Raw genomic sequence first — 23,800 nt, forward strand, 5'->3', positions numbered from 1 at the left:
GCCAACGCGCCCGCGCGCCAGCTTTACAAAAAGTGACCCCGGCGGCAAACTGCCCCGATCCTGGGACCCGCGCCCGCCGTCCCGACGCTGTCAACCGCGCCGTCCGCCGTTTTCCGCCCAGCCTTCGGCAGCCTGCGCACCTTGCATCGACTTTCGACCATGACACTAGGTCTTGCGCTTGCCCAGAGCCGGCGGATCGCTCCGGCGCTGCTCGCCCAGCTGGAGCAATCGGCACGGGAAAAGAAAACGCAGCTGATCGACGAGATCATCGGCAGCGGCACGATGTCCGCCCACGACGTGGCGATCTTCGCCGCCGACAAATACCGGCTGCCGCTGCTGGACCTGTCGCAATACAGCCTGGACCGCGTGCCGTCGGTGCTGGCCGGCAACCGCGAATTCCACGCCCACCGCCTGCTGCCGCTGGGCCGGCGCGAGAACCGGCTGATCGTGGCGACGTCCGACCCGGCCAACCAGGCCGGCGTGGAGGCCATCCGTCAGAAGATGAACCTGACGGTCGAAACGGTCGTGGTCGAGCACGACAAGCTCATGAAGCATGTGCAGGCAGCCGGTGAAACGCTCGGCACGCTCAAGAACATCTCGCCGGTGACGCCGACCGCGCAGAAGATGATCGAGTACGACCCGTCGGCCGCGGCTGCCGCGCGCAAGGGGCCGGGCAACGACATCGACGACGCCCCGGTGGTGCGCTTCCTGCAGAAACTGCTGAACGAAGCGTTCAATCGCGGCGCATCGGACCTGCATTTCGAGCCGTTCGAGTTCTTCTACCGCATCCGCTTCCGCGTGGACGGCGTGCTGCAGGAAGTTGCGCGCCCGCCGCTGGACATCCGCGACAAGATCGCCACCCGCATCAAGGTGCTGTCGCGGCTGGACATTTCCGAAAAGCGCGTGCCGCAGGACGGTCGGATGAAGCTGCTGATCTCCGTGCCCAAGGACAAGGACAGCAAGGAAACCATCGAGAAGGCGATCGACTTCCGGGTATCGACCCTGCCGACGCTGTTCGGCGAGAAGATCGTGATGCGGATTCTCGATTCGTCCACCGACAAGCTCGACATCGACCAGCTTGGCTACGAGCCGGCGCAGAAGGAACTGCTGCTCGACGTCATCAAGCGCCCGTACGGGATGGTGCTGGTCACCGGCCCGACCGGCAGCGGCAAGACCGTGTCGCTCTACACGTTCCTGAACATGCTGAACCAGGGCGACATCAATATTTCCACGGCGGAGGACCCGGCGGAAATCCAGCTGCCCGGCGTCAACCAGGTTAACGTCAACGACAAGGCCGGCCTGACCTTCGCGGCCGCGCTCAAGTCGTTCCTGCGGCAGGACCCGGACATCATCATGGTCGGCGAAATCCGCGACCTGGAAACCGCCGATATCTCGATCAAGGCTGCGCAGACCGGCCACCTGGTGCTGTCGACGCTGCACACCAACGACGCGCCCACCACGCTGACGCGCCTGATGAACATGGGGGTGGCCCCGTTCAACATCGCGTCGTCGGTGCTGATGATCACCGCGCAGCGCCTGGCGCGCCGCCTGTGCTCGTGCAAGCGCGCGGGCGACCTGGCGCCGCAGGTGCTGCTCGATGCCGGCTTCACGCAAGCCGATATCGACGGCAGCTGGAAGCCGTACCACCCGGTGGGCTGCGAACGCTGCAACGGCAGCGGCTACAAGGGGCGCTGCGGCATCTACCAGGTCATGCCCATCACCGAGGCCATCCAGCAGATCATCCTGTCGCACGGCACGGCGTTGCAGATCGCCGAACAGGCCCGTAAAGAGGGCGTGCTATCGTTGCGCGAGGCCGGGCTGCAGAAGGTGAAACAGGGCATCACGTCGCTGGAAGAAGTGCTGGCGACCACGAACAGCTAGTCACGGACAAGGCGGTACTGACCAGGCGCGCGGCCGGGGACAGTACGAAAGGCAGAGCCGGCCGCGCTTACGGGCATCCGCATCGGGTTGCGGAGGTCCAAAAACAATAGCAATAGCAATACTTCGGGGGTCAAATCATGGCGACGCGTGCACCAGCGGCGGGCGCCCGGACGGCAGCGCCGTCACGGGCCAGGACAGGGCGGAAGGCGCCCACGCAATACATCTTCGAGTGGGAGGCCAAGGACCGCAAGGGCAAGTCCTTCAAGGGCGAGCAACGGGCCGAGAGCCAGGCGGAGGTCACCACCACCCTGCGCAAGCAGGGCCTGACCGTCGTCAAGATGAAGAAGCGCAAGGCGGCGCGCGGCAAGAAGATCACCGAGAAGGACATCGCATACTTCACGCGCCAGCTGTCGACCATGCTCAAGGCGGGCATTCCGCTGCTGCAATCGATCGACATCATCGCGCGCGGCCACGCCAACCCGAACTTCACCCAGCTGCTGAACGACATCCGCTTCGATATCGAGTCCGGCAGCAGCATGGCACAGGCCTTCCGGCGCCAGCCGAAGTACTTCGACACGCTGTACTGCAACCTGATCGATGCCGGGGAACAGGGCGGTATTCTCGACGCGCTGCTCGAGCGCCTGTCGCTGTACATGGAAAAGAGCATCGCGCTGAAGAGCCAGATCAAGTCGGCGATGATCTACCCGATCGCCGTGCTGTCGGTGGCCTTTGCCGTGACCGTGGTGCTGATGCTGTTCGTGATCCCGGCCTTCAAGGGCGTGTTCTCGAGCTTCGGCGCGGCGCTGCCGGCGCCCACGCAGGTCGTGATCGGCATGTCCGATTTCTTCGTCGAATACTGGTATCTGATTGTCGGCGCGCCGATCCTGTCGATCGTCGCCTACTTCCGCGCCCGCAAGACATCGGAAAAAGTCCAGCGATGGCATGACAAGATGCTGCTGAAGATGCCGATCTTCGGCAGCCTGTTCCGCAAGGCCGTGGTCGCGCGCTGGACCCGCACGCTGGCCACGATGTTCGCGGCCGGCACGCCGCTGGTGGAGTCGATGGAATCGGTGGGCGGTGCGGCCGGGAACTGGCTGTATTACGATGCCACGCGTGAAATCGAGCAGGCCGTGCGCATCGGTACCAGCCTGACCAACGCCATGCAGGCCACGCACCTGTTCGACAACATGGTGCTGCAGATGACGCAGATCGGCGAGGAATCGGGTGCGCTGGACAACATGCTGCTGAAGGTGGCGGAATTCTACGAGCGTGAGGTGGACGACGCCGTGGCTGCCATTTCGAGCCTGATCGAGCCGCTGATCATCGTGATCCTGGGTGTGCTGATCGGTGGCATGGTGGTTGCCATGTACCTGCCGATCTTCAAGCTTGGCCAGGTGGTTTAACAACAGGTATCTCGCATGCAAGCAGTTTTTGGACCGGCCGGGGCCGTCACGCTGGATGCCCTGGCGCGGGTGCCGGCGCCTTTCCTGATCGTCGTGGCCGGTCTGCTGGGCCTGCTCGTGGGCAGTTTTCTCAATGTCGTGATCCATCGCCTGCCAAGGATGATGGATCACGAAGAGGCCAACTACATTGCCGAACTGCGCGGCGAGCCCCTGCCGCATCCCGGGCGTTACAACCTCATGGTGCCGCGCTCGGCCTGCCCGCACTGTGGGCACCAGATCGCGGCGTGGGAAAACGTGCCAATCGTCAGTTACCTGTTCCTGCGGGGCAGGTGCTCGTCGTGCAAGGCGCCGATCAGCATCCGCTACCCGCTGGTGGAAGCGGTAAGCGGGGTCCTGTCCGCACTGGCAATGTGGCATTTCGGCCCGACCGCCCAGGCCCTGGCCGCCATCGTCATGATCTGGGCCCTGGTGGCACTGTTCCTGATCGATGCCGATACCCAGCTGCTGCCTGACCAGATCACGCTGCCGCTGCTCTGGCTGGGGCTGCTGCTGAACCTGCAAGGATGGTTTGCGCCGCTGGCCGATGCCGTGATCGGGGCCGCCGCCGGGTATCTGGTGCTGTGGACGGTCAACCTGCTGTTCACGCTGGTACGCGGCCAGGCCGGCATGGGCCATGGCGACTTCAAGCTCATGGGCGCGCTGGGCGCATGGTTTGGCTGGCAGGCACTGCCTGCGCTGATTCTGATGTCGTCGATTGTCGGCGCGATCATCGGCGGGCTGATGCTGGTGGTCCAGCGCAAGGGCCGCGACACGGCGTTTCCGTACGGCCCGTACATTGCCGGGGCCGGCCTGATCGTGCTGTTCCTGGGCCCGGACGTGCTGCCGCTGGGGCTGATCGCGGGCCACTAGCGACGCCAGACCGGCCCGCATCGCAATCAGGGGAGTGCGAAACTGGTATCGTGGGCACCATTCGCCAATGACTCCCCTGCCTGCCCCCATGCTGGAAATCGGCCTTACGGGCGGTATCGGCTCCGGCAAGACCCGCGTCGCGGACATGTTTGCCGAGCGCGGTGCCGCGTTGATCGATACCGATCTGCTTGCCCACGAGATCACCGCGCCCGGCGGCGCGGCCATCGCACCGCTGGTGGAAGCCTTCGGGCCGCGCTGCCTGCGGTCCGACGGCGCCATGGACCGCGACGCCATGCGCGCGCTGGTGTTTTCCGACCCCACGGCCAAGGCCCGGCTCGAAGGCATCACCCACCCTGTGATCCGCCAGCTGACCGAAGCGCGCGCGGCCGCCATCCGGTCTGCCGGCCAGCATCCGTATCTGATCTACGTGGTGCCGCTGCTCGTGGAATCGGGCACGTGGCGGGCGCGCGTCGGGCGCGTGCTGGTGGTCGACTGCCAGGAGGAAACGCAGGTGGCGCGGGTCATGGGCCGCAACGGGTTCACGCGTGACCAGGTGCTGGCCATCATGCACAAGCAGGCCACCCGGGCGGCACGCCTGGCCGTGGCCGACGACGTGATCGATAACGATGGCCCGCCCGACGCACTCGCGCCGCAAGTGGCGCGGCTCGATGCGCTGTATCGCAGTCTGTCGGCGCGGCCGGCCGGCGCATAAGACGACCCAAGGATCACCCGGTTGGGTTTCGCGCGGCACCTGGGCGTTCGGTCTGCGCCGCCCGGGGAACTTTCGATTTGTGGTTGGGCTCCGACTCGCATAGAATGCGCTGAAACATGCCGGGGAAAAAGCACCGAGTGACGGCTCCCGGCCTCTGCGCCACGGCTGGACCACCAGCGTGCGCGGAGAAACCGGCGGCAGCACCGCCGGGCGCCCTCGCCTACGAACCGCCATTCGGCGCGCAGCACGGATACCGACTTGATCCTGTACGAATATCCTTTCAACGAACGCATCAGGACGCTCCTGCGCCTGGAAGACCTGTTCGATCGGCTGGATTATTTCCTCGGGCAGGAACATCCGCTGCAGCACCACGTTGCCATCACCACGATCTTCGAGATCATCGACGTGGCCGGCCGTGCCGATCTCAAGACCGACCTGATCAAGGAACTGGAGCGTCAGCGCCAGGCCCTGGCGCCGCTGCGTGCCAATCCGCAGATCGACCAGGATGCACTGGTCAGCGTCATTACCGAAGTCGAACAAGGCATTGCAGCACTGAGCCAGACCGTTGGCAAGGCCGGCCAGCTGCTGACCGACAACGAGTGGCTCACCAGCATCCGCAGCCGGGCGATCATCCCGGGCGGCACCTGCGAATTCGACCTGCCGGCCTACTACGCCTGGCAACACCGTCCCGCCGAAGACCGCCAGGCCGATATCCTCAAGTGGGCCCGGCCGCTGACCTCGCTGCGCATGGGCGCGACCATCGTGCTGCGCCTGCTGCGTGAGTCCGGCCAGAGCGGCAAGGTCATCGCCACGGGCGGCAGCTATCAGCAGATGCTGTCCGGCCGCAGCTACCAGCTGATGCAGGTGTACCTGGACGAATCGCTGCTGGCCTTCATCCCCGAGATGAGCGCCAACAAGTACATGCTCTGGGTCCGCTTTACCCAGCAGGACGGCGACATGCGGCCGCGCTCGGTGGACGCGGATATCCCCTTCCTGCTCAAACTCTGTAATTTCTGAAGTTCGCGATGCCAGCCGTCGTCAAGTGTCCCACCTGCGGCAAGGATGTCGCCTGGGTGCCGGAAAACAAGTTCCGCCCGTTCTGCTCCGATCGCTGCAAGCAGATCGACCTTGGCGCCTGGGCGGCCGAGAAGTACGTCATCGGCGGCAAGCCGGACGAATCACCATCGCCAGACCTGCCGGCGGACGAGGAAGACTGACGACGCGTCGCAGGGCTGGCTCCCCTCGCCTGCATGGCGGCAGAGGGGATCGCAGATAGCGCGCTTCCGCACTCTCTCGCCGTCGCCAACGGAAATGCCCGGCTTGTAGCCGGGCATGCCTTGCCTGCGTTCAGCTGGTGCGGGATTCCTCCGCCAGCCATTCGACGACCGGGATGGTCGCCGGTAGCAGCGGCCCCACGTCCACGGGTACCGCCTGCCAGGAAAAAGCCTGGCCCTCCCTGCCAACCGGCTCGCCGCGCCAGTCGGTGATCTTGCAGAAATACAGCCGCACATAGGCGTGCGGGTAATCATGTTCGAGCGTGTGCCAGCGTTCGCTGCGCAGGATGTCGAGCCCCAGTTCCTCGTGCAGTTCGCGCGCCAGCGCGTCTTCCACCGTTTCGCCCGGTTCCAGCTTGCCGCCCGGAAATTCCCAGTAGCCCTCGTACGGCTTGCCCGCCGGGCGCTGTGCCAGCAGGAAGCGGCCATCGGGCTGGATCATCACGCCCACGGCCACCTCCGTGACCTTGCGCGTCTGGCCGTCGGCCGTCGTCACGGTTTCCACCTGCGCCGTCATGCCCGGTTATTCCTTGTCCGCCACGAACGGCTGGCCATGCTTGCCGCCCCAGTCGCGCGCAAATTGCCAGGCCACCCGGCCCGAACGCGAGCCGCGCTCCAGTGCCCAGATCAGCGCGTCGCCGCGCGCCGCCTCGATATCGGCCGGCGTGCAGCCGAAGTGCGACAGCCAGTGCCCGACAATCGCCAGGTACTCGTCCTGCTTCGGCGGGTAGAACGACAGCCACAGGCCGAAACGCTCGGACAGCGAGATCTTCTCTTCCACCACCTCGCCCGGATGGATCTCGCCATCGGACGTGTGCTGGTACGTCTCGTTGTCCTTCATGTACTCGGGCAGCAGATGGCGGCGGTTCGACGTGGCATAGATCAGCACATTGTCCGACTGCGCGGCCACCGAACCGTCGAGCGCCGACTTCAGCGACTTGTAGCCCGACTCGCCGTCTTCGAACGACAGGTCGTCGCAGAAAATCACGAAGCGTTCCGGCCGCGAAGCCAGCCTTTCGACGATGTCGCCCAGGTCGCCCAGGTCGTCCTTGTCTACTTCCACCAGCCGCAGCCCATCCTTCACGAATTCGTTCAGGATGGCCTTGATCAGCGACGACTTGCCTGTGCCGCGCGCGCCGGTCAGCAGCACGTTGTTGGCCGGCAGTCCCTTCACGAACTGGCGCGAGTTGGCCACGATCGCGTCCTTCTGGCGATCGATGTTCTTCAGGTCGTTCAGGTGGATCGGCGGCAGCTGGCGGATAGCCTGCAGATAGCCGATGTTGCCGAACAGGCTCTGCCGCTTGCGCCAGCGGAATGCCACCGCCTCCTTCCAGTCCGCCTCGGTCAGTTCGGGCGGCAGCCATTGTTCAAGGCGGGCGAGGAAGTTGTCGAGGCGGGCAGCAAGGTCGGACATGGGGCGCTTCTTCTCAGACGAATGACGGAATACGAAAGGCGACGGGCGAAAGTCGAGAATTTGAAGGTTCTACGACTTACGAACGGTAATCGGCGTTGATCGACACGTAGTCGTGCGACAGGTCGCACGTCCACACCGTGGCGTCGGCATTGCCACGGCCCAGCGCGATACGCACCGTGATCTCGGCCTGCTTCATCACGCGCTGGCCGTCTTCCTCGCGATAGTCGGGGTTGCGGCCGCCATCGCGTGCCACCCAGACGTCGTCGAGCCACAGGTTGACGCGGTTCACATCGAGATCGTTCACGCCGGCATAGCCGACGGCGGCCAGGATACGGCCCAGATTGGGGTCCGACGCATAGAAAGCGGTCTTGACCAGCGGCGAATGGGCCACGGCATAGGCGATCTGGCGGCATTCGGCCACATCCTTGCCGCCTTCCACGCGAATCGTCATCAGCTTGGTGGCGCCTTCGCCATCGCGCACGATCATCTGGGCCAGTTCCTGGGCCAGCGACGTCACCGCGTCGCGCAGCGCGTCAAACGCCGGGCCTTCGGCGGCGGTCACGCTGGCGCCCGACTTGCCCGAGGCAATCAGCACGAACGAGTCATTGGTCGACGTATCGCCATCGATCGTGATGCTGTTGAACGAGTGATCGGCCGCATGCGACACCAGCTTCTGCAGCACCGGCTGGGCCACCGCGGCGTCCATCGCAATAAAGCCAAGCATCGTCGCCATGTTGGGACGAATCATGCCGGCACCCTTGCTGATGCCCGACAGGGTCACGGTCTTGCCGTCGATCTGCACCGTGCGCGACGCGGCCTTGGGCTGCGTGTCGGTGGTCATGATCGATTCGGCAGCGGCCAGCCAGTTGTCGGCGCGCGCGTTGGCGATGGCCGTGGGCAGTGCGGCGGTCAGGCGATCCACGGGCAGCTGCTCCAGAATCACGCCGGTCGAGAACGGCAGCACCTGGTTGGCGGCGATGCCCAGCTGCCTGGCCAGCGCGTCGCAGGTGGCGCGCGCGGCGGCCAGGCCCGGTTCGCCGGTGCCGGCGTTGGCATTGCCCGTGTTGACCACCAGCGCGCGGATGCCGGCGCCCGCTGCCAGATGCTCGCGGCAGACCTGCACCGGCGCGGCGCAGAAGCGGTTCTGGGTAAAGACGCCCGCCACCGTGCTGCCTTCGGCCACCTTGACCACCAGCACGTCCTTGCGATTGGCCTTGCGGATACCGCCCTCGGCCCAGCCGAGTTCGACGCCAGCGACGGATTTCAGGTTGTCTGCCTGCGGCAGGGGCAAGTTCACGGGCATGTTCGTTTCCTTTGCTGCAAATTGTGTGATGCACCTGATGAACATGCCCGCTTGAGCGGTCGGCTCAAGCGGGCATGTCCAGGGATTCGGTCGATGACGCGCCGCTCGGGGCGCGTCACCGGCAGTGGCGGGCCGGCTTCAGCTCAGCTTGCCGTGGCACTGCTTGAACTTCTTGCCCGATCCGCACGGGCAGGGGTCGTTGCGGCCAACCTTGGGCATGCCGGCCAGCGCCACGTCGCCGCCCATCGCGGCCATCGCGGCGGCTGCCGTGCTGCTGCGCGGCGACGCCTCTTCCACCGGCTCGCCGCCGTCGGCGAATTCGTCGTGCTTGTACTGCACGTTGGCCAGGTGCGACAGGCCTTCCTCGATTTCCTCGGATGCCTGCTCCAGCTGCTCCGGCGACTGGATCTGCACGTTGAACACCACGCGCGTGACTTCGTTCTTGATGACGTCCAGCAGGCGGGCGAACAGTTCGAACGACTCGCGCTTGTATTCCTGCTTCGGGTCCTTCTGCGCGTAGCCGCGCAGGTGAATACCCTGGCGCAGGTGATCCAGCGCGGCCAGGTGCTCGCGCCAGTGCGTGTCGATGCTCTGCAGCATGACCGACCGCTCGAAGCCCGCGAACGAATCGCGGCCAACCTGTTCCACCTTGGCGTCGTAGGTCTCGCGCGCGGTCTTCAGGATCAGGTTCAGCAGCTCCTCGTCCTCGATGCTCTGGGCGCCCTCGATGGTCTTGGCCAGCGGCACGTCCAGGCTCCAGTCGTCACGCAGACGCTGCTCCAGCCCGGCGATATCCCACTGCTCTTCCATGCTTTCAGCCGGCACGTAGTCGCGGAACATTTCCACGATCACGCTTTCGCGCAGGTTGGCCACCATGTCGCCGACGTCCTTGGCTTCCAGCACGTCGTTACGGAGCTTGTAGATTTCCTTGCGCTGGTCGTTGGCCACGTCGTCATACTGCAGCAGCTGCTTGCGGATGTCGAAGTTGCGGCCTTCCACCTTGCGCTGTGCCGATTCGATCGAACGCGTGACGATGCCGGCCTCGATCGGCTCGCCCTCGGGCATCTTCAGGCGTTCCATGATCGCGCGCACGCGGTCGCCGGCGAAGATGCGCAGCAGCTGGTCGTCCAGCGACAGGTAGAAGCGCGACGAACCCGGGTCGCCCTGGCGGCCGGCACGGCCCCGCAGCTGGTTGTCGATCCGGCGCGACTCGTGACGCTCGGTGCCCACGATATGCAGGCCGCCCGATGCCTTGACCTGCTCGTGCAGCGACTGCCATTCCCCTTCGAGTTGCGCGATCCTGGCGGCCTTCTCGGCATCCGACAGGTTCGGGTCGGCCTGGATGAAGCCCGATTGCTTCTCGACGTTGCCGCCGAGCACGATGTCGGTACCGCGACCGGCCATGTTCGTGGCGATCGTGATCATCTTCGGCCGGCCGGCCTGCGCCACGATCTCGGCTTCGCGCTCGTGCTGCTTGGCGTTCAGCACCTGGTGCGGCAGCTTTTCCTTGTTCAGGAGGTCCGACAGGTACTCGGACGTCTCGATCGACGTCGTGCCCACCAGCACCGGCTGGCCACGCTCGTAGCAGTCGCGGATATCGCGCACCACGGCGTCGTAGCGTTCCTTCGACGTCTTGTAGATCTGGTCCTGCAGGTCCTTGCGCTGGGCCTGGCGGTTGGTCGGGATTACAACCACTTCCAGGCCGTAGATTTCCTGGAATTCGTACGCTTCGGTATCGGCCGTGCCAGTCATGCCGGCCAGCTTCTCGTACATGCGGAAGTAGTTCTGGAACGTGATGGTGGCCAGCGTCTGGTTTTCCTGCTGGATCGTCACGCCTTCCTTGGCTTCCACGGCCTGGTGCAGGCCGTCGGACCAGCGGCGGCCCGTCATCAGCCGGCCCGTGAATTCGTCGACGATCACCACTTCGTCGTTCTGCACCACGTAGTGCTGGTCGCGATGGAACAGGCTTTGCGCACGCAGGGCGGCGTACAGGTGGTGCATCAGCGTGATGTTCTGCGGCGCGTAGAGCGATTCGCCCTCGCCGATCAGCCCTTGCGCGGCCAGGATCTGCTCGGCCTTCTCGTGGCCGGCCTCGGTCAGGTAGACCTGGTGGCCCTTCTCGTCCACGTAGTAGTCACCGGGCTTCTCGACGCCCGTGCCATCGGCCTTTTCCTCGCCGATCTGGCGCTCGAGCAGCTTCGGAATGCCGTTCATGCGCTGGTAGAGGTCGGTCTGGTTCTCGGCCTGGCCCGAGATGATCAGCGGCGTACGCGCCTCATCGATCAGGATCGAGTCCACTTCGTCGACGATCGCATAGTGCAGCGGGCGCTGCACGCGCTGCGACGGGTCGTAGACCATGTTGTCGCGCAGGTAGTCGAAGCCGAACTCGTTGTTCGTGCCGTACGTGATGTCGGCGTTGTAGGCCACCTGCTTCTGGTCGTGCGGCATCTGCGACAGGTTCACACCCACCGACAGCCCCAGGAAGTTGTACAGGCGCCCCATCCACTCGGCGTCACGCTGGGCCAGGTAGTCGTTCACCGTCACCACGTGCACACCCTTGCCGGTCAGCGCGTTCAGGTACACGGGCAGCGTGGCGGTCAGCGTCTTGCCTTCGCCGGTTCGCATTTCGGCGATCTTGTTGTCGTTCAGCACCATGCCGCCAATCATCTGCACGTCGAAGTGGCGCATCTTCATGACGCGCTTGCTGGCTTCGCGGCACACGGCAAAGGCTTCGGGCAGCAGGGATTCGAGCGATTCGCCGCCGGCATGGCGCTGGCGGAACGTCTCGGTCATGCCACGCAGTTCGTCGTCCGAAAGCACCTCGAACTTCGGCTCGAGCGCGTTGATCTGCGTGACCGTGCGGCGATATTGTTTGATCAGCCGCTCATTGCGGCTGCCGAAGACTTTCTTGAGAAGGCCCGTGATCATCGAGTGCTTTCACCTGCGCGGCAGACCGGTACGAGACCCGCCAAATCCGCGCGAGGAATGGGTAGATTGGCGCAAAACGCCGAGTTTATCATGTGCCGATGTCCTGACCGGACCTGTCACCAGCACAGTTTCTGTACAGGTGCAACAGCCCGGCCCCATTGACCGGCGGCCCGTGCAGCAGGTTGGGACAGACGCGGCGGCTTCAATGTTCCGGCCATCGGGCCCGATGGCGGCCGGTGGTCGTCATCGGATGGCGCGCCGGTCGGCCGGCGCAGGGGCAGCCGCCAGGGGGAACTGCGCCGGCACCGGCACCGCGGCGGTCAGGAAGCCGCCCGGGTTGCGTGGCACGCCGTTCACATGGACCTCGAAATGCAGGTGCGCCCCTGTGGAGCGGCCCGTGCTGCCCACGCAGGCGATCGGCTGGCCCGCCCGGACCAGGTCGCCGGCCTTGACCAGCACTTTCGACGCGTGGGCGTAGCGGGTCTTGAGGCCGTTGCCATGGTCGATATCGATCATGTTGCCGTACTCGTGGTGCCATTCGGCGGCCACCACCACCCCGCCTGCGGCGGCCACGACCGGCGTGCCGGCGGGCGCGACGAAATCCACGCCATCGTGCTGCGAGCGGCGGCCGCTAAAGGGATCGATGCGCGCGCCGAAGCTCGATCCATCGTAGCCCGACGCCACCGGCAGCACGCTGGGCTGGCGGCGCTCACGCAACTGGCGATCCATCAGCGCGGTCTCGATCATGTCGAAATAGTCGACGCGATGGTCGGCCTGGCGGCCCAGCCGCGCCAGTTCGTCACTCAGCTCGGGCATCGTCAGGTCGCTGGACTGTGCGGGGTGGGCCGGGCCGCCGCGCGCCGGCCGATGGCGGAAATCGAAATCCTGGGGGGAGATGCCGGCCAGGCCGGACACGCGCTCGCCGAGCGCGTCCAGGCGCACCATCTGGGCCTGCAGTTCGCCCAGCCGGGTGGCCATCACGGCCAGGTTCTCGCGCAAGTACGCATTGTCCCGCGCCTGGCGGGTGATTTCCGGCGCCGACGCATTGCGGGCAACCAGCCAGGTCAAACCCGACGAGGCCGCCGCCACCAGCGCGCACAGCGCCAGGCCGAAGAGCACGAGGCGCGCCCGCGTCAACTGGAAGCGAAACACCCGCGGCTCGCGCGGATGCAGCACGATGATCTGCATGACCGTTCCCCAATTTCAAGGACGGCGCCATCGAGGCACCGGCGCGCTGGCAGGCATCGCATCCCGGCTCTCGGACGGGCAAGGATTGCGCGCTAGAATGCTTGCATGCGCTTGTTCACCCACCACGCTCACCAGACCCCGAACGCCAAGCCTCTCAATGATTGGCTGGCCAAGTCCGGCCCGGTTTCCGCGCTGATGCAGACCGCGCGGCAACTGGCGTCACTGGAAGCGGAAGTCTTTGCGTTGCTGCCACCGGCCCTGCGCAGCGGCATTGCGGTGGGCGGCATCAAGACCGACAACCGGGGCCCGCAGGCGGAGCAGACGCTGCTGTTGCTGGCCGCCCATGGCGCGGCCGCCGCACGGGTCAGGCAAGTGGTGCCCACATTGCTTTCCCGGTTGCAACAACGAGGCTCGCAGGTTACTGCAATCCGGGTACGGGTACAACCCGAGGTGGGACGCGGCGACTGGGACACCGAGCCCGTCGAGCGCAAGCCGCGCACGCAGAATCTGTCGCAAGCCGGCATGCAGAGCATGGACGCACTGGCGCGCACCCTGGAGGATTCGCCGCTGAAGGACGCCGTGCAGGCATTGCTGGCGCGTCACCGCTGAAGACCGAAAGCCCCAAAACGCTTCAGTCGAGCCCATCACGATAATCCCGCATCATTGCGCCAATCGGGCAGATGCGACGGTCATCGCAAATCCTGATATTTCCCCGCGATTTTGATGTACCGGTGCGCGAACCGCGCATCGGGCCCGCTGTCGTCAAAACCATGACGCCGGGCAATTTGATCAAGCTTTCCGGCTCATAGAATGGGCTCGGGCGTACATCACGACCCTTTGCATTGTCCAAAGGAGAAACATCATGTACCAGCGCATTCTGAAAGCCATTTCCGAAAGCGAAGACAGATTTATCCGAATTCGGCGTCAGATCCACCAACACCCGGAAATCGGATTCGAGGAAACCCGGACCAGCGATCTTGTAGCAGAAATGCTAAAAGGCTGGGGCTACGAGGTCCATCGCGGCTTGGCCCGGACCGGCGTGGTCGGCACGCTGAAGGTGGGCAATGGCAGCAGGCGCCTGGGCATCCGCGCCGATATGGACGCCTTGCCGATGGCCGAAAACAGCCAAAAGGAATGGAGCAGCACCGTTCCCGGCAAATTCCACGGCTGCGGCCACGACGGACATACCGCGATTCTGTTATGTGCGGCGGAATATCTGGCAAAGACCCGGAATTTCGACGGCACGCTGCATCTGATTTTCCAGCCGGCCGAGGAATTGCTTTACGGCGGCAAAGTCATGGTGCATGACGGATTGTTCGAGCAATTTCCCTGCGATGCGATTTTCGCCATGCACAACATGCCGGGATTCAAGGAATGCGAATTCTATTTCAGGAAGGGCGCATTCATGGCATCGTCCGACACCTTGCATATCGAGATTACCGGGGTCGGCGGGCATGGTGCGATTCCGGAGAAAACGGTCGATGCCACGCTGGTTGCCTGCCATATCGGCACCGCGCTGCAAACCATTGTCTCGCGTAATGTGTCGCCGTTCGAGGCGGCGGTTATCACCATCGGCAGCATCCAGTCCGGAGAAGCGCCAAACATCATCAACGCCAAGGCCCTCATGAAACTGAGCGTCCGGTCGTTGAATCCGTCCATCCGCACCCTGCTGCTCAAACGGATCGGCGAAGTCGCCCAGCTGCAGGCGCAGAGTTTTGGCGCGACTGCAGAAGTCTTTCACGTGAACGGCAGCCCGGTGCTGGTCAATGACGACCAGGCCACCGAGTTCGCCGCCGAGGTCGCGGAGGACGTGTTTGGCAGGAACAAGGTCCATACCGACGCGCCTCAGCTACCCGGCAGCGAGGATTTTGCGTTCATGCTCGAAGCCAATCCAAATGGCAGCTACATGCTGATCGGCGGGGGCGACGAGCCGGGCTATTGCATGGTGCATAACCCCGGTTATGACTTCAACGACAAATGCCTGGTGCCTGCCGCCGCATACTGGTGCGCGCTGACCGAGCGATACCTGAAGTAGGCCCCATTCAGGCTGGATTCGAGGTTATCCCATGAAAACACAGGATCTGGCGCTGGTCGCGCTGCTCTGCCTGATACTTCTGCCGTTCGCGGTGTTCCCGGCATGGCTCGATGCCTACAAGAGCTTCAACGGGCAGCACGGCATGGTCATGGCGTTTATCAAGTTTGGCGTGCTGGCGACGTTGGGCGAGGTCATCGGGCAGCGCATACGCACCGGGCATTATTTCAGGAAGGGGTTCGGCATCCTGCCGAGAATGATCGTCTGGGGCATTCTCGGCCTGTTCATCAGCATGGCGTTCAAGGTCTTTGCCGTCGGCTCGCCCTATTTTGCGGAATACCTGGGCATCGACGGCATCGTCGCGGCCATGGCGGGCGGTTTCACGATGCTCAAACTGGTGGGCGCCCTGATTATCAGCACCTTGCTGAACCTGACCTTCTCGCCGGTCATGATGACCGCCCACAAGGTCACGGACATGCATATCGTCCGCCATCACGGCTCGTTGCGGTCGCTATACCGGCCGATTGCCGTCGCGGAACACCTGAAGGCGCTCGACTGGCAGACGCAGTGGGGCTTCGTGTTCAAGAAGACCATTCCGTTCTTCTGGATTCCCGCCCATGGACTGACCTTCCTGCTGCCCCCCGATTTCCAGATCCTGTTTGCGGCATTGCTTGGTGTCGCCCTGGGTATCGTGCTGGCCCTTGCAGGCCCCAAGCCTGCGAAACCCATGCCGGCCTGATCGGCGATCCCAACAAAAAACCCCCGCTCTCACGAACGGGGGTTTTTCAATCTGGCGGAACCGCTATGGTCGATCAGGCAAACGCCGGTTGCGCCTGCGGCAGGAAAGCCGTGGGTGCTTCCTCGACCTTGTCGAAGGTCACGATCTCGTAGGCTTCCTGGTCGGCCAGCAGTGCGCGCAGCAGCTGGTTGTTCAGACCGTGGCCCGACTTGTGGGCAACGTACGAGCCAATCAGCGGATGGCCCACCACGTACAGATCGCCAATGGCATCGAGGATCTTGTGACGCACGAACTCGTCGCCGTAGCGCAGTTCCTCGTTGTTCAGCATGCGGTGCTCGTCGAGCACGATGGCGTTGTCCAGGCTGCCGCCACGGGCCAGGCCCATCTCGCGCAACGCTTCCACCTCGTGGGCAAAGCCGAACGTGCGGGCACGGGCGATTTCGCGGACATAGCTCGTATCGGCAAAGTCGATCGAGAAAGTCTGGCCGGTCTTGTCGACCGCCGGATGGCGGAAGTCGATCGTGAACGCGAGCTTGAAACCGAAGAACGGCTCCAGGCGGGCCAGCTTGTCGCCCTCGCGCACTTCCACCGCCTTCTTGACGCGGATGAAACGCTTGGCGGCCGGCTGCTCCTCGATGCCCGCGGACTGCAGCAGGAATACGAACGAAGCCGCGCTGCCGTCCATGATCGGGATTTCCTCGGCGTCGACGTCGACGTAGAGGTTGTCGATGCCCAGGCCGGCGCAGGCCGACATCAGGTGCTCGACCGTCGAAACGCGGGCGCCGTCCTTCTGCAGGACCGACGCCAGACGGGTGTCGCCGATGGCGCTGGCGGCCACCGGAATTTCCACCGCTTCGGGCAGATCGACGCGCGTGAAGACGATGCCGGTATCGGCGGGGGCCGGCCTCAGCGACAGCGTCACCTTGCGACCCGAGTGCAAACCGATGCCGACCGTCTTCACCACGGATTTGATAGTGCGCTGTTTGAGCATGACGGCCTCAACTATTATTAAAAGCTATTGGGCGTGATTTCCAATAACGCGATACTACCATTACTGGATGTATTGCGCTGCACCACTTTGTGTCCGGGTGTTATGCAATGTTAATGAAGCGCCCAATACATCACCTTTACTGACACGCTTCGTGTCAGGCGCGCAACGCTTCCAGAACCGCTTCGGCGCTGCTGACCTTGAATTCGCCCGGTTCTTCCACGGCCAGGTGCGTCACCACGCCATCGTCGATGACCATGGCATAACGCTTGGCGCGCACGCCCAGGCCGCGCTGGCTCAGGTCCTGGTCCAGGCCGAGCGCCTTTGCCCACTGTGCGGCACCGTCGGCCATCATGCGGACCTTTCCATCGGTCTTCTGCTCGCGGCCCCAGGCGCCCATCACGAAGGCGTCGTTGACCGCATGGCACCAGACCTCGTCCACGCCAGCCGCGCGCAGCTGGTCGTTGAGCTTGACGAAGCCCGGCACATGTTTGGCCGAGCAGGTGGGCGTGAATGCGCCGGGCAGGCCGAACACCACGATCTTCTTGCCCTTGACCAGTTCGGCCACCGGAAAGGCATTGGGGCCCAGCGCGCAGCCGCCGGTCTCGGTTTCAAAGAACTCGTACAACGTGGCGTCGGGGACGCGCTGGCCAACGGCGATCATTTTGGACAATCCTCCAGCGTGGGGTCTGGCGTGTATCGGAAAAACCTGCCTGCATCATAGGGGCGGATGCCGTCGCCACCAAGCGGCGCGGCATGCGGGTGCAGCAGGAATTACCTTGGGATTCGAAACGCCGCGCGGCGCGTTAGGTCAGCGCGCCGCGCGGACGGAGACATCCCGCCGCCGGGGGCGGGAAACCAGTCCGGGGAGGCGGCCGATGGCCTGCCTGCCCGGCAACGGGATGCGACGGACAACATGTGGCGTGGCGCGGCGCAGCCGCACGCACTGACGGGTGACGTCAGTCCAGGCAAACGCCGGGCGGATAGGGAGCGCCCAGGCGATGCGTGACGGACCGCTGACAGCCTGCCAGGCGCGCGGCGGATGCCGCTGCCCTGCCGGTTCCCAACTTAGTCCGCCTGCTTGCGCAGGAAGGCCGGGATGTCGTACGTATCCACACCCTTTTCTTGCAACGCCGCCACGTGAGCCGATGCCGACTCACGCGAGCTGCGCCACACCGCCGGGGTATCCAGGTTGCTGTAGTCCGGCGATGCATGGGCCGGCGCGGCCGTCAGTCCTGCCATCATCTGCACCGGGATGTTGTCCGTGCCGGTCTTCAGCAGCGTCATCGGCTGCTGCTTCTTGGCCGAACGGCCCAGGCCCGTGGCCACCACGGTCACGCGCAGGGCGTCCCCCATCGAGTCGTCGTACACCGTACCGAAGATCACGGTCGCGTCTTCCGCGGCATAGCTGCGGATCGTGTTCATGACTTCCTTGGTTTCCGACAGCTTCAGCGAACGGCTGGCCGTGATGTTGACCAGCACGCCACGCGCGCCGGACAGGTCCACGCCTTCCAGCAGCGGGCTGGCCACGGCCTGCTCGGCCGCCAGGCGGGCGCGATCCACGCCCGACACGGTTGCCGTGCCCATCATGGCCTTGCCCTGCTCGCCCATCACCGTCTTCACGTCTTCGAAGTCGACGTTCACCAGACCATCGACATTGATGATCTCGGCGATGCCGGCCACGGCGTTGTGCAGCACGTCATCGGCGCACTGGAAGCACTTGTCCATCTCGGCGTCGTCGCCCATCACTTCGAACAGCTTCTCGTTGAGCACAACGATCAGCGAGTCCACCGACGATTCCAGCTCGCCCGAGCCATGTTCGGCCACCTTGGCGCGGCGCGCGCCTTCGAAGTCGAACGGCTTGCTCACCACGCCCACGGTCAGGATGCCCATTTCCTTGGCCACCTGCGCCACGATCGGCGCAGCACCGGTACCGGTACCGCCGCCCATGCCGGCAGTGATGAAGACCATGTGGGCGCCGCGCAGCGAATCGGCGATCTGTTCGCGCGCCTGCTCCGCGCAGTTGCGGCCCACTTCAGGCTTGGCGCCGGCACCCAGCCCGGAATTGCCAAGCTGCAGCACGCGCGATGCGCTCGAACGCTTCAGCGCCTGGGCATCGGTGTTCATGCAGATGAATTCCACGCCCTGCACCCCACGGCTGATCATGTGCTGCACGGCGTTGCCGCCTGCACCGCCCACGCCCACCACCTTGATGATGGTGCCGTCCTGAATCTCCGTTTCGATCATGTCAAAGTCCATCACTGCCTCCGAGAAAAATCAGTCCCCAAACGCTGCAGCCTCCCCGCCGCAACCCTTGGTTTCTGAACAAGAAACCATCAAAAAACGACTAGCCAATACCGCAGCAAAACTGCTTGACCTGCTCAACGTGCCACGATCCGTTCGGCTGACTGCAACAGGATCGTCACACTTAAAAAAGTCCTGACAAGCTTGCGGCTCAGAAGTTGCCGACAAACCATTCCTTCATGCGCGTCCACACCTGCTTCACCTGGCCGCTCTGCACGGCCACCTTGCGCCCGCGCATGCGCTGCACGCAGCCTTCCTGCAGCAGCCCCATAACGGTCGAATAGCGCGGACTCTTCACGACTTCGTGCAGATTGCCGCGGTACTCGGGCACGCCCACGCGCACCGGCTTCAGGAAAATGTCCTCGCCTAGCTCGACCATGCCCGGCATCATCGCCGTACCGCCGGTAATCACCACGCCCGACGACAGCAGTTCCTCGTAGCCCGACTCGCGCACCACCTGGTGCACCAGCGAATACAGCTCCTCGATACGCGGCTCGATCACGGCGGCCAGCGCCTGGCGGCTCAGCGTGCGCGTGCCGCGGTCGCCCACGCCGGGGACCTCGATCATGTCTTCCGGGTCGGCGATCGCCTGCTTGGCAATGCCGTACTGCATCTTGATGTCCTCGGCATCGGGCGTCGGCGTGCGCAGCGCCATCGCGATGTCGTTGGTGATCTGGTCGCCGGCGATGGGGATCACGGCCGTATGGCGGATCGCGCCCTCGCTGAAGATGGCGATGTCGGTGGTGCCGCCGCCGATGTCGACCAGCACCACGCCCAGTTCCTTCTCGTCCTCGGTCAGCACCGCCAGGCTCGACGCCAGCGGCTGCAGGATCAGGTCATGCACTTCCAGGCCGCAACGGCGCACGCACTTGACGATGTTCTGCGCCGCGCTGACCGCGCCGGTGACGATATGCACCTTCACTTCCAGGCGGATGCCGCTCATGCCGATGGGCTCGCGCACGTCTTCCTGGCCGTCGATGATGAATTCCTGCGTCAGGATGTGCAGGATCTGCTGGTCGGTCGGGATGTTCACCGCCTTGGCGGTCTCGATCACGCGGGCCACGTCCGTCTGCGTGACCTCCTTGTCCTTGATCGCCACCATGCCGCTGGAGTTGAAGCTGCGGATATGGCTGCCGGCAATGCCCGTGAACACCTCGGCAATCTTGCAATCGGCCATCAGTTCGGCCTCTTCCAGCGCCCGCTGGATCGACTGCACGGTGGCCTCGATGTTGACCACGACCCCCTTCTTCAAACCCTTGGACTCTGACTGGCCCATCCCGATGACCTCATAGCTGCCGTCGGGGCGCAGTTCCGCCACCACGGCCGCCACCTTCGAGGTGCCGATGTCGAGACCGACCAGAAGGTCCTTGTATTCCTTGCTCATCGAGTTTTCTCCGCGTTCTTACTCTTGAGTCGCGTCGGATTGTTGTTGGTGTTGCCGGCCGAAGCCGCCTGGGAACCTGCCGCACCCGCTGCCGCCTTGGCCGCTGCCTTGGCCGCCGCCTGCGCCTGGGCTTCGGTCAGGAAGCGCACGCTGGCCGTGCGGATGGCAAAACCGTTGGGATACCGCAGGTCGGCGTACTCGATCTGCTTGCCCCACTGCTGGGTCAACTGCGGCCACGACGCCACGAAACGCTTGACCCGCGCCTCCATGGCGGCGCGATCCTCGTCGTTCTGCTCGCGCCCGAACTCGATCACCGTGCCGTTGGACAGCTTCGCCCGCCAGGCATAGCGGCCGGAAAGGGCCACGGCCAGCGGTTCGGCCTTGATCGGCTTGAACCACTCGCGCATGGTCTCCAGCTTCTCGACCACGTCTTCCTCGCTGTCCGGCGGGCCGTCCAGCGCCAGCAACTGGGCGTCTTCCTCGGCTTCGGCCGTGTTGGCCACGAATACCTCGCCGTAGGTATTGATCAGCCGGCCGCTGTCCGACCCGCCCCACGTGCCCAGCGCCTCGTGCTCTTCCACCTGTACCGCCAGGCCGTTCGGCCATTCGCGCCGCACGCTGGCATGGCGCACCCAGGGCACCGACTCGAACGCCTGGCGCGCCGCGTTCAGGTCGAGCGTGAAGAAATTGCCCGACAGCTTGTTCAGCGCGTTGGCCCGCACGCTCGGCGCGTTCACGTGGCGCAGCTGGCTGCCGTCCAGCGACGTCAGTTCCACGTGGGTAATGGCGAACACGGGCCGCTGCGCCAGCCACAACAGGCCGGCGCCAAGCGCCATGAGCGCCACCAGCGCATAGAGCGCTGAGGCGATCAGGTTGAGCAGGCGCGCGTTGTGCCACATGGTCGTTTGGTGGGGCGGTCAGCCGTTGGTGATGCGGTTATTCGGGTTTCCAGTGCTCGTTCGGATGCAGGTCGAGCGTCGCGGCGGCCAGCACCTGCATCACGAAATCCTCGTAGCTGATGCCCGCCGCGCGCGCCGCCATCGGCACGAGCGAATGGCCGGTCATGCCGGGCGACGTATTCATTTCGAGCAGATGCGGGCGGCCGTCGCGGGTCAGCATGACGTCCGCACGGGCCCAGCCACGGCAACCCAGCACGCGAAACGCTTCGACGGCCAGCGCCCGCACTTCGTTCTCCAGTGCCTCGGGCAAAGTTGACGGGCACAGGTATTGGGTAACGTCAGTAAAGTACTTATTTTGATAGTCGTAGTTGGACTCGGGCGCGACAATCTTGATAACGGGCAGTGCTTCGGCCGTTGCGCCCTCGCCCACCACCGGGCAGGTCAGCTCGTCGCCATCGATGAACGTCTCGGCGATGACGTCGGCATCGAGCCCCGCCGCCTTCTCGAACGCCTCGCGCATCTGACCGGCGTCGGTGACCTTGGTCAGACCGATCGACGACCCCTCGCGGGCCGGCTTGACGATCAGCGGCAGGCCCAGATCCCGCACCACGGCGTCGAAATCGGTATCGGCGTACAGCATCGCAAAGCGCGGCGTGGCCAGGCCGTGCGTCATCCACAGGCGCTTGGTGGCCTGCTTGTCCATGGCCAGCGCCGACGCCAGCACGCCGCTGCCCGTATAGGGCACGCCCAGCTGTTCCAGCAGGCCCTGCATCGTGCCGTCCTCGCCGTAACGGCCATGCAGCGCGATGAAGACGCGGTCGAACTTCGCCGCGGCCAGTTCGGCCACGGACTGCAGCGCCGGGTCGAACGCGTGGGCGTCCACGCCGCGCGACTGCAGTGCCGCCAGCACGCCGTTGCCGGACATCAGCGAGATTTCGCGCTCGGCCGAGCGCCCGCCCAGCAGCACGCCAACCTTGCCCAGCGATTTCGGATCGATATTGGGATGCGCCACGAAGCTCATTGCTGACCTCCCGCCTGGTGCGACACCAGTTGTCCCGGCACCGCACCGATCGTGCCGGCACCCATGGTCACGACCACATCGCCAGGTCGCACGGCATCCATGATCGATTGGGGCATGTCTTCGATCTGTTCCACAAAAACGGGTTCTACCTTGTTGGCCACCCGCAGCGCGCGGGTCAGCGCGCGGCCGTCGGCGGCCACGATGGGCGCCTCGCCGGCCGCATACACCTCGGCCAGCAGCAGCGCGTCGACGGTGCCCAGCACCTTCACGAAATCCTCGAAGCAGTCGCGCGTCCGCGTGAACCGGTGCGGCTGGAAGGCCAGCACCAGCCGGCGGTCCGGGAATGCACCGCGCGCGGCGGCCAGCGTGGCGGCCATTTCCACCGGGTGATGGCCGTAGTCATCCACCAGCGTGAACGTGCCGGCGCCATCGGGCGTCGCCACCTCGCCGTAGCGCTGGAAGCGGCGGCCCACGCCGTGGAATTCGCGCAGCGCCTTGACGATGGCGGCGTCGGGCACCTCCAGTTCGGTGGCGATGGCGATGGCGGCCAGGGCGTTCTGCACGTTGTGCAGGCCCGGCAGGTTCAGCACCACGTCCAGCGGCGGTTCGGCGTGGCCGTTGAGCTGGCGCAGCACCGTGAAATGCATCTGGCCATCCACCGCGCGGGCGTTGATCGCGCGGATCTGGGCATCCTCGGCAAAGCCGTAGCGCACCACGGGCTTGGACACGAACGGCATGATCTCGCGCACGTTCGGGTCATCCACGCACAGCACGGCAATGCCGTAGAACGGCAGGCGCTGGGTAAATTCCACGAACGCCTGCTTTAGACGGGCAAAGTCATGCCCGTACGTGTCCATGTGGTCGGCGTCGATATTGGTGATGACTTCCATCACCGGGAACAGGTTCAGGAACGACGCATCGGACTCGTCGGCCTCGGCCACGATGAAGTCGCCCGTGCCCAGGCGCGCGTTGGCGCCGGCCGAATTCAGCCGGCCGCCGATCACGAAGGTCGGGTCGAGCCCGCCCTCGGCCAGCACCGACGCCACCAGGCTGGTGGTCGTGGTCTTGCCGTGCGTGCCGGCGATGGCCACGCCCTGCTTCAGGCGCATCAGTTCGGCCAGCATCACGGCGCGCGGCACCACCGGAATGCGCTTGGCGCGTGCGGCCAGCACTTCCGGGTTGTCGTGGGTCACCGCGGTCGACACGACCACGGCGTTGGCGCCTTCCACATTGGCCGCATCATGGCCGTGGCACACGCGGGCGCCGAGCGAGGCCAGGCGCCGCGTGGCAGCGTTGCTGCCCATGTCGGAGCCCGAGACCTTGTAGCCCAGGTTCAGCAGGACCTCGGCGATGCCGCTCATGCCGGCCCCGCCAATGCCTACGAAGTGGATGTTCTTGACGATATGCTTCATTGCTTCCGT

General features: G+C 64.8%; 21 protein-coding genes. 9 read left to right on the forward strand and 12 right to left on the reverse strand.

What is annotated here, in order from left to right:
* Positions 1-159 precede the first annotated feature (159 nt).
* From pilB to yacG, 6 genes are all read left to right on the forward strand, one after another.
* Positions 160-1,881 carry a type IV-A pilus assembly ATPase PilB gene (gene pilB / locus AC3FJ6_RS20930; RefSeq protein WP_488773566.1) on the forward strand — a complete coding sequence of 574 codons (1,722 nt, stop codon included), beginning with the start codon at positions 160-162 and terminating at the stop codon, positions 1,879-1,881.
* 137 nt (positions 1,882-2,018) lie between these two features.
* Positions 2,019-3,284, forward strand: coding sequence for a type II secretion system F family protein (locus AC3FJ6_RS20935; protein ID WP_153947206.1), 1,266 nt, complete (start codon positions 2,019-2,021; stop codon positions 3,282-3,284).
* A 15-nt stretch (positions 3,285-3,299) separates the two neighbouring features.
* Positions 3,300-4,193 carry a prepilin peptidase gene (locus AC3FJ6_RS20940; RefSeq protein WP_488773567.1) on the forward strand — a complete coding sequence of 298 codons (894 nt, stop codon included), beginning with the start codon at positions 3,300-3,302 and terminating at the stop codon, positions 4,191-4,193.
* Positions 4,194-4,281: 88 nt separating this feature from the next.
* Positions 4,282-4,905, forward strand: a complete 624-nt coding sequence (gene coaE / locus AC3FJ6_RS20945) for a dephospho-CoA kinase (RefSeq protein ID WP_488773600.1) — start codon at positions 4,282-4,284, stop codon at positions 4,903-4,905.
* A 258-nt stretch (positions 4,906-5,163) separates the two neighbouring features.
* Positions 5,164-5,922, forward strand: coding sequence for a cell division protein ZapD (gene zapD, locus AC3FJ6_RS20950; protein WP_092601271.1), 759 nt, complete (start codon positions 5,164-5,166; stop codon positions 5,920-5,922).
* A gap of 8 nt (positions 5,923-5,930) precedes the next feature.
* Positions 5,931-6,122, forward strand: coding sequence for a DNA gyrase inhibitor YacG (gene yacG, locus AC3FJ6_RS20955; protein ID WP_488773568.1), 192 nt, complete (start codon positions 5,931-5,933; stop codon positions 6,120-6,122).
* A 130-nt stretch (positions 6,123-6,252) separates the two neighbouring features.
* Here yacG and mutT read toward each other — a convergent pair whose 3' ends face one another.
* The 5 genes from mutT to AC3FJ6_RS20980 all read right to left on the reverse strand — a co-directional run bounded on the left by mutT (position 6,253) and on the right by AC3FJ6_RS20980 (position 13,012).
* Complete coding sequence (gene mutT / locus AC3FJ6_RS20960) at positions 6,253-6,696, reverse strand: 8-oxo-dGTP diphosphatase MutT (protein WP_488773569.1); 444 nt, start codon at positions 6,694-6,696, stop codon at positions 6,253-6,255.
* A gap of 6 nt (positions 6,697-6,702) precedes the next feature.
* On the reverse strand, positions 6,703-7,593 hold the full coding sequence (locus AC3FJ6_RS20965; RefSeq protein ID WP_400392307.1) for an ATP-binding protein: 891 nt from the start codon (positions 7,591-7,593) through the stop codon (positions 6,703-6,705).
* 76 nt (positions 7,594-7,669) lie between these two features.
* Positions 7,670-8,896 carry a bifunctional glutamate N-acetyltransferase/amino-acid acetyltransferase ArgJ gene (argJ, locus tag AC3FJ6_RS20970; protein ID WP_488773570.1) on the reverse strand — a complete coding sequence of 409 codons (1,227 nt, stop codon included), beginning with the start codon at positions 8,894-8,896 and terminating at the stop codon, positions 7,670-7,672.
* Between the two features lie 138 nt (positions 8,897-9,034).
* Positions 9,035-11,824 carry a preprotein translocase subunit SecA gene (gene secA / locus AC3FJ6_RS20975; protein WP_400392302.1) on the reverse strand — a complete coding sequence of 930 codons (2,790 nt, stop codon included), beginning with the start codon at positions 11,822-11,824 and terminating at the stop codon, positions 9,035-9,037.
* A 243-nt stretch (positions 11,825-12,067) separates the two neighbouring features.
* Positions 12,068-13,012, reverse strand: coding sequence for a M23 family metallopeptidase (locus tag AC3FJ6_RS20980; protein ID WP_488773571.1), 945 nt, complete (start codon positions 13,010-13,012; stop codon positions 12,068-12,070).
* 105 nt (positions 13,013-13,117) lie between these two features.
* On the opposite strand from AC3FJ6_RS20980, the gene AC3FJ6_RS20985 reads away from it, so the two are divergent.
* The 3 genes from AC3FJ6_RS20985 (at position 13,118) to AC3FJ6_RS20995 (ending at position 15,783) form a co-directional block, all read left to right on the forward strand.
* Entirely contained in the window at positions 13,118-13,621 is a 504-nt protein-coding gene (locus AC3FJ6_RS20985) for a DciA family protein (protein WP_400397169.1), read from the forward strand.
* Between the two features lie 253 nt (positions 13,622-13,874).
* Positions 13,875-15,047: a M20 aminoacylase family protein gene (locus tag AC3FJ6_RS20990; protein WP_488773572.1), complete on the forward strand. Its 1,173-nt coding sequence runs from the start codon at positions 13,875-13,877 to the stop codon at positions 15,045-15,047.
* 31 nt (positions 15,048-15,078) lie between these two features.
* Positions 15,079-15,783, forward strand: coding sequence for a hypothetical protein (locus tag AC3FJ6_RS20995; protein WP_488773573.1), 705 nt, complete (start codon positions 15,079-15,081; stop codon positions 15,781-15,783).
* Between the two features lie 73 nt (positions 15,784-15,856).
* Here AC3FJ6_RS20995 and lpxC read toward each other — a convergent pair whose 3' ends face one another.
* From lpxC to murC, 7 genes are all read right to left on the reverse strand, one after another.
* The gene (gene lpxC / locus AC3FJ6_RS21000) at positions 15,857-16,774 is read right to left on the reverse strand and encodes a UDP-3-O-acyl-N-acetylglucosamine deacetylase (protein WP_153947194.1); all 918 of its coding nucleotides are present in this window, start codon (positions 16,772-16,774) and stop codon (positions 15,857-15,859) included.
* Positions 16,775-16,928: 154 nt separating this feature from the next.
* Positions 16,929-17,435 (reverse strand): peroxiredoxin, encoded by a 507-nt coding sequence (locus AC3FJ6_RS21005; RefSeq protein WP_488773574.1) that lies wholly within the window; start codon positions 17,433-17,435, stop codon positions 16,929-16,931.
* Positions 17,436-17,839: 404 nt separating this feature from the next.
* A complete protein-coding gene (ftsZ, locus tag AC3FJ6_RS21010) occupies positions 17,840-19,030 on the reverse strand; it encodes a cell division protein FtsZ (RefSeq protein WP_092601247.1) in 1,191 nt (396 codons plus the stop codon).
* Between the two features lie 196 nt (positions 19,031-19,226).
* Positions 19,227-20,459, reverse strand: a complete 1,233-nt coding sequence (gene ftsA / locus AC3FJ6_RS21015) for a cell division protein FtsA (RefSeq protein ID WP_061955279.1) — start codon at positions 20,457-20,459, stop codon at positions 19,227-19,229.
* The gene (locus AC3FJ6_RS21020; protein ID WP_488773575.1) at positions 20,456-21,358 is read right to left on the reverse strand and encodes a cell division protein FtsQ/DivIB; all 903 of its coding nucleotides are present in this window, start codon (positions 21,356-21,358) and stop codon (positions 20,456-20,458) included. Before AC3FJ6_RS21020 ends, ftsA begins: the two co-directional genes overlap by 4 nt.
* Before the next feature lie 37 nt (positions 21,359-21,395).
* Positions 21,396-22,379, reverse strand: a complete 984-nt coding sequence (locus AC3FJ6_RS21025; protein WP_488773576.1) for a D-alanine--D-alanine ligase — start codon at positions 22,377-22,379, stop codon at positions 21,396-21,398.
* A complete protein-coding gene (gene murC, locus AC3FJ6_RS21030) occupies positions 22,376-23,791 on the reverse strand; it encodes a UDP-N-acetylmuramate--L-alanine ligase (protein ID WP_400391246.1) in 1,416 nt (471 codons plus the stop codon). The genes AC3FJ6_RS21025 and murC overlap by 4 nt, the downstream gene beginning before the upstream one ends.
* Positions 23,792-23,800 lie beyond the last annotated feature (9 nt).

The organism is Cupriavidus sp. 94F1 (assembly GCF_057798875.1).

Excerpts from the sequence above, each read along its gene's own strand:
- pilB (WP_488773566.1), top strand. The coding sequence starts at position 160 with ATGACACTAGGTCTTGCGCTTGCCCAGAGCCGGCGGATCGCTCCGGCG.
- AC3FJ6_RS20935 (WP_153947206.1), top strand. The coding sequence starts at position 2,019 with ATGGCGACGCGTGCACCAGCGGCGGGCGCCCGGACGGCAGCGCCGTCA.
- AC3FJ6_RS20940 (WP_488773567.1), top strand. The coding sequence starts at position 3,300 with ATGCAAGCAGTTTTTGGACCGGCCGGGGCCGTCACGCTGGATGCCCTG.
- coaE (WP_488773600.1), top strand. The coding sequence starts at position 4,282 with ATGCTGGAAATCGGCCTTACGGGCGGTATCGGCTCCGGCAAGACCCGC.
- yacG (WP_488773568.1), top strand. The coding sequence starts at position 5,931 with ATGCCAGCCGTCGTCAAGTGTCCCACCTGCGGCAAGGATGTCGCCTGG.
- mutT (WP_488773569.1), bottom strand. The coding sequence starts at position 6,696 with ATGACGGCGCAGGTGGAAACCGTGACGACGGCCGACGGCCAGACGCGC.
- AC3FJ6_RS20965 (WP_400392307.1), bottom strand. The coding sequence starts at position 7,593 with ATGTCCGACCTTGCTGCCCGCCTCGACAACTTCCTCGCCCGCCTTGAA.
- argJ (WP_488773570.1), bottom strand. The coding sequence starts at position 8,896 with ATGCCCGTGAACTTGCCCCTGCCGCAGGCAGACAACCTGAAATCCGTC.
- secA (WP_400392302.1), bottom strand. The coding sequence starts at position 11,824 with ATGATCACGGGCCTTCTCAAGAAAGTCTTCGGCAGCCGCAATGAGCGG.
- AC3FJ6_RS20980 (WP_488773571.1), bottom strand. The coding sequence starts at position 13,012 with ATGCAGATCATCGTGCTGCATCCGCGCGAGCCGCGGGTGTTTCGCTTC.
- AC3FJ6_RS20985 (WP_400397169.1), top strand. The coding sequence starts at position 13,118 with ATGCGCTTGTTCACCCACCACGCTCACCAGACCCCGAACGCCAAGCCT.
- AC3FJ6_RS20990 (WP_488773572.1), top strand. The coding sequence starts at position 13,875 with ATGTACCAGCGCATTCTGAAAGCCATTTCCGAAAGCGAAGACAGATTT.
- AC3FJ6_RS20995 (WP_488773573.1), top strand. The coding sequence starts at position 15,079 with ATGAAAACACAGGATCTGGCGCTGGTCGCGCTGCTCTGCCTGATACTT.
- lpxC (WP_153947194.1), bottom strand. The coding sequence starts at position 16,774 with ATGCTCAAACAGCGCACTATCAAATCCGTGGTGAAGACGGTCGGCATC.
- AC3FJ6_RS21005 (WP_488773574.1), bottom strand. The coding sequence starts at position 17,435 with ATGATCGCCGTTGGCCAGCGCGTCCCCGACGCCACGTTGTACGAGTTC.
- ftsZ (WP_092601247.1), bottom strand. The coding sequence starts at position 19,030 with ATGGACTTTGACATGATCGAAACGGAGATTCAGGACGGCACCATCATC.
- ftsA (WP_061955279.1), bottom strand. The coding sequence starts at position 20,459 with ATGAGCAAGGAATACAAGGACCTTCTGGTCGGTCTCGACATCGGCACC.
- AC3FJ6_RS21020 (WP_488773575.1), bottom strand. The coding sequence starts at position 21,358 with ATGTGGCACAACGCGCGCCTGCTCAACCTGATCGCCTCAGCGCTCTAT.
- AC3FJ6_RS21025 (WP_488773576.1), bottom strand. The coding sequence starts at position 22,379 with ATGAGCTTCGTGGCGCATCCCAATATCGATCCGAAATCGCTGGGCAAG.
- murC (WP_400391246.1), bottom strand. The coding sequence starts at position 23,791 with ATGAAGCATATCGTCAAGAACATCCACTTCGTAGGCATTGGCGGGGCC.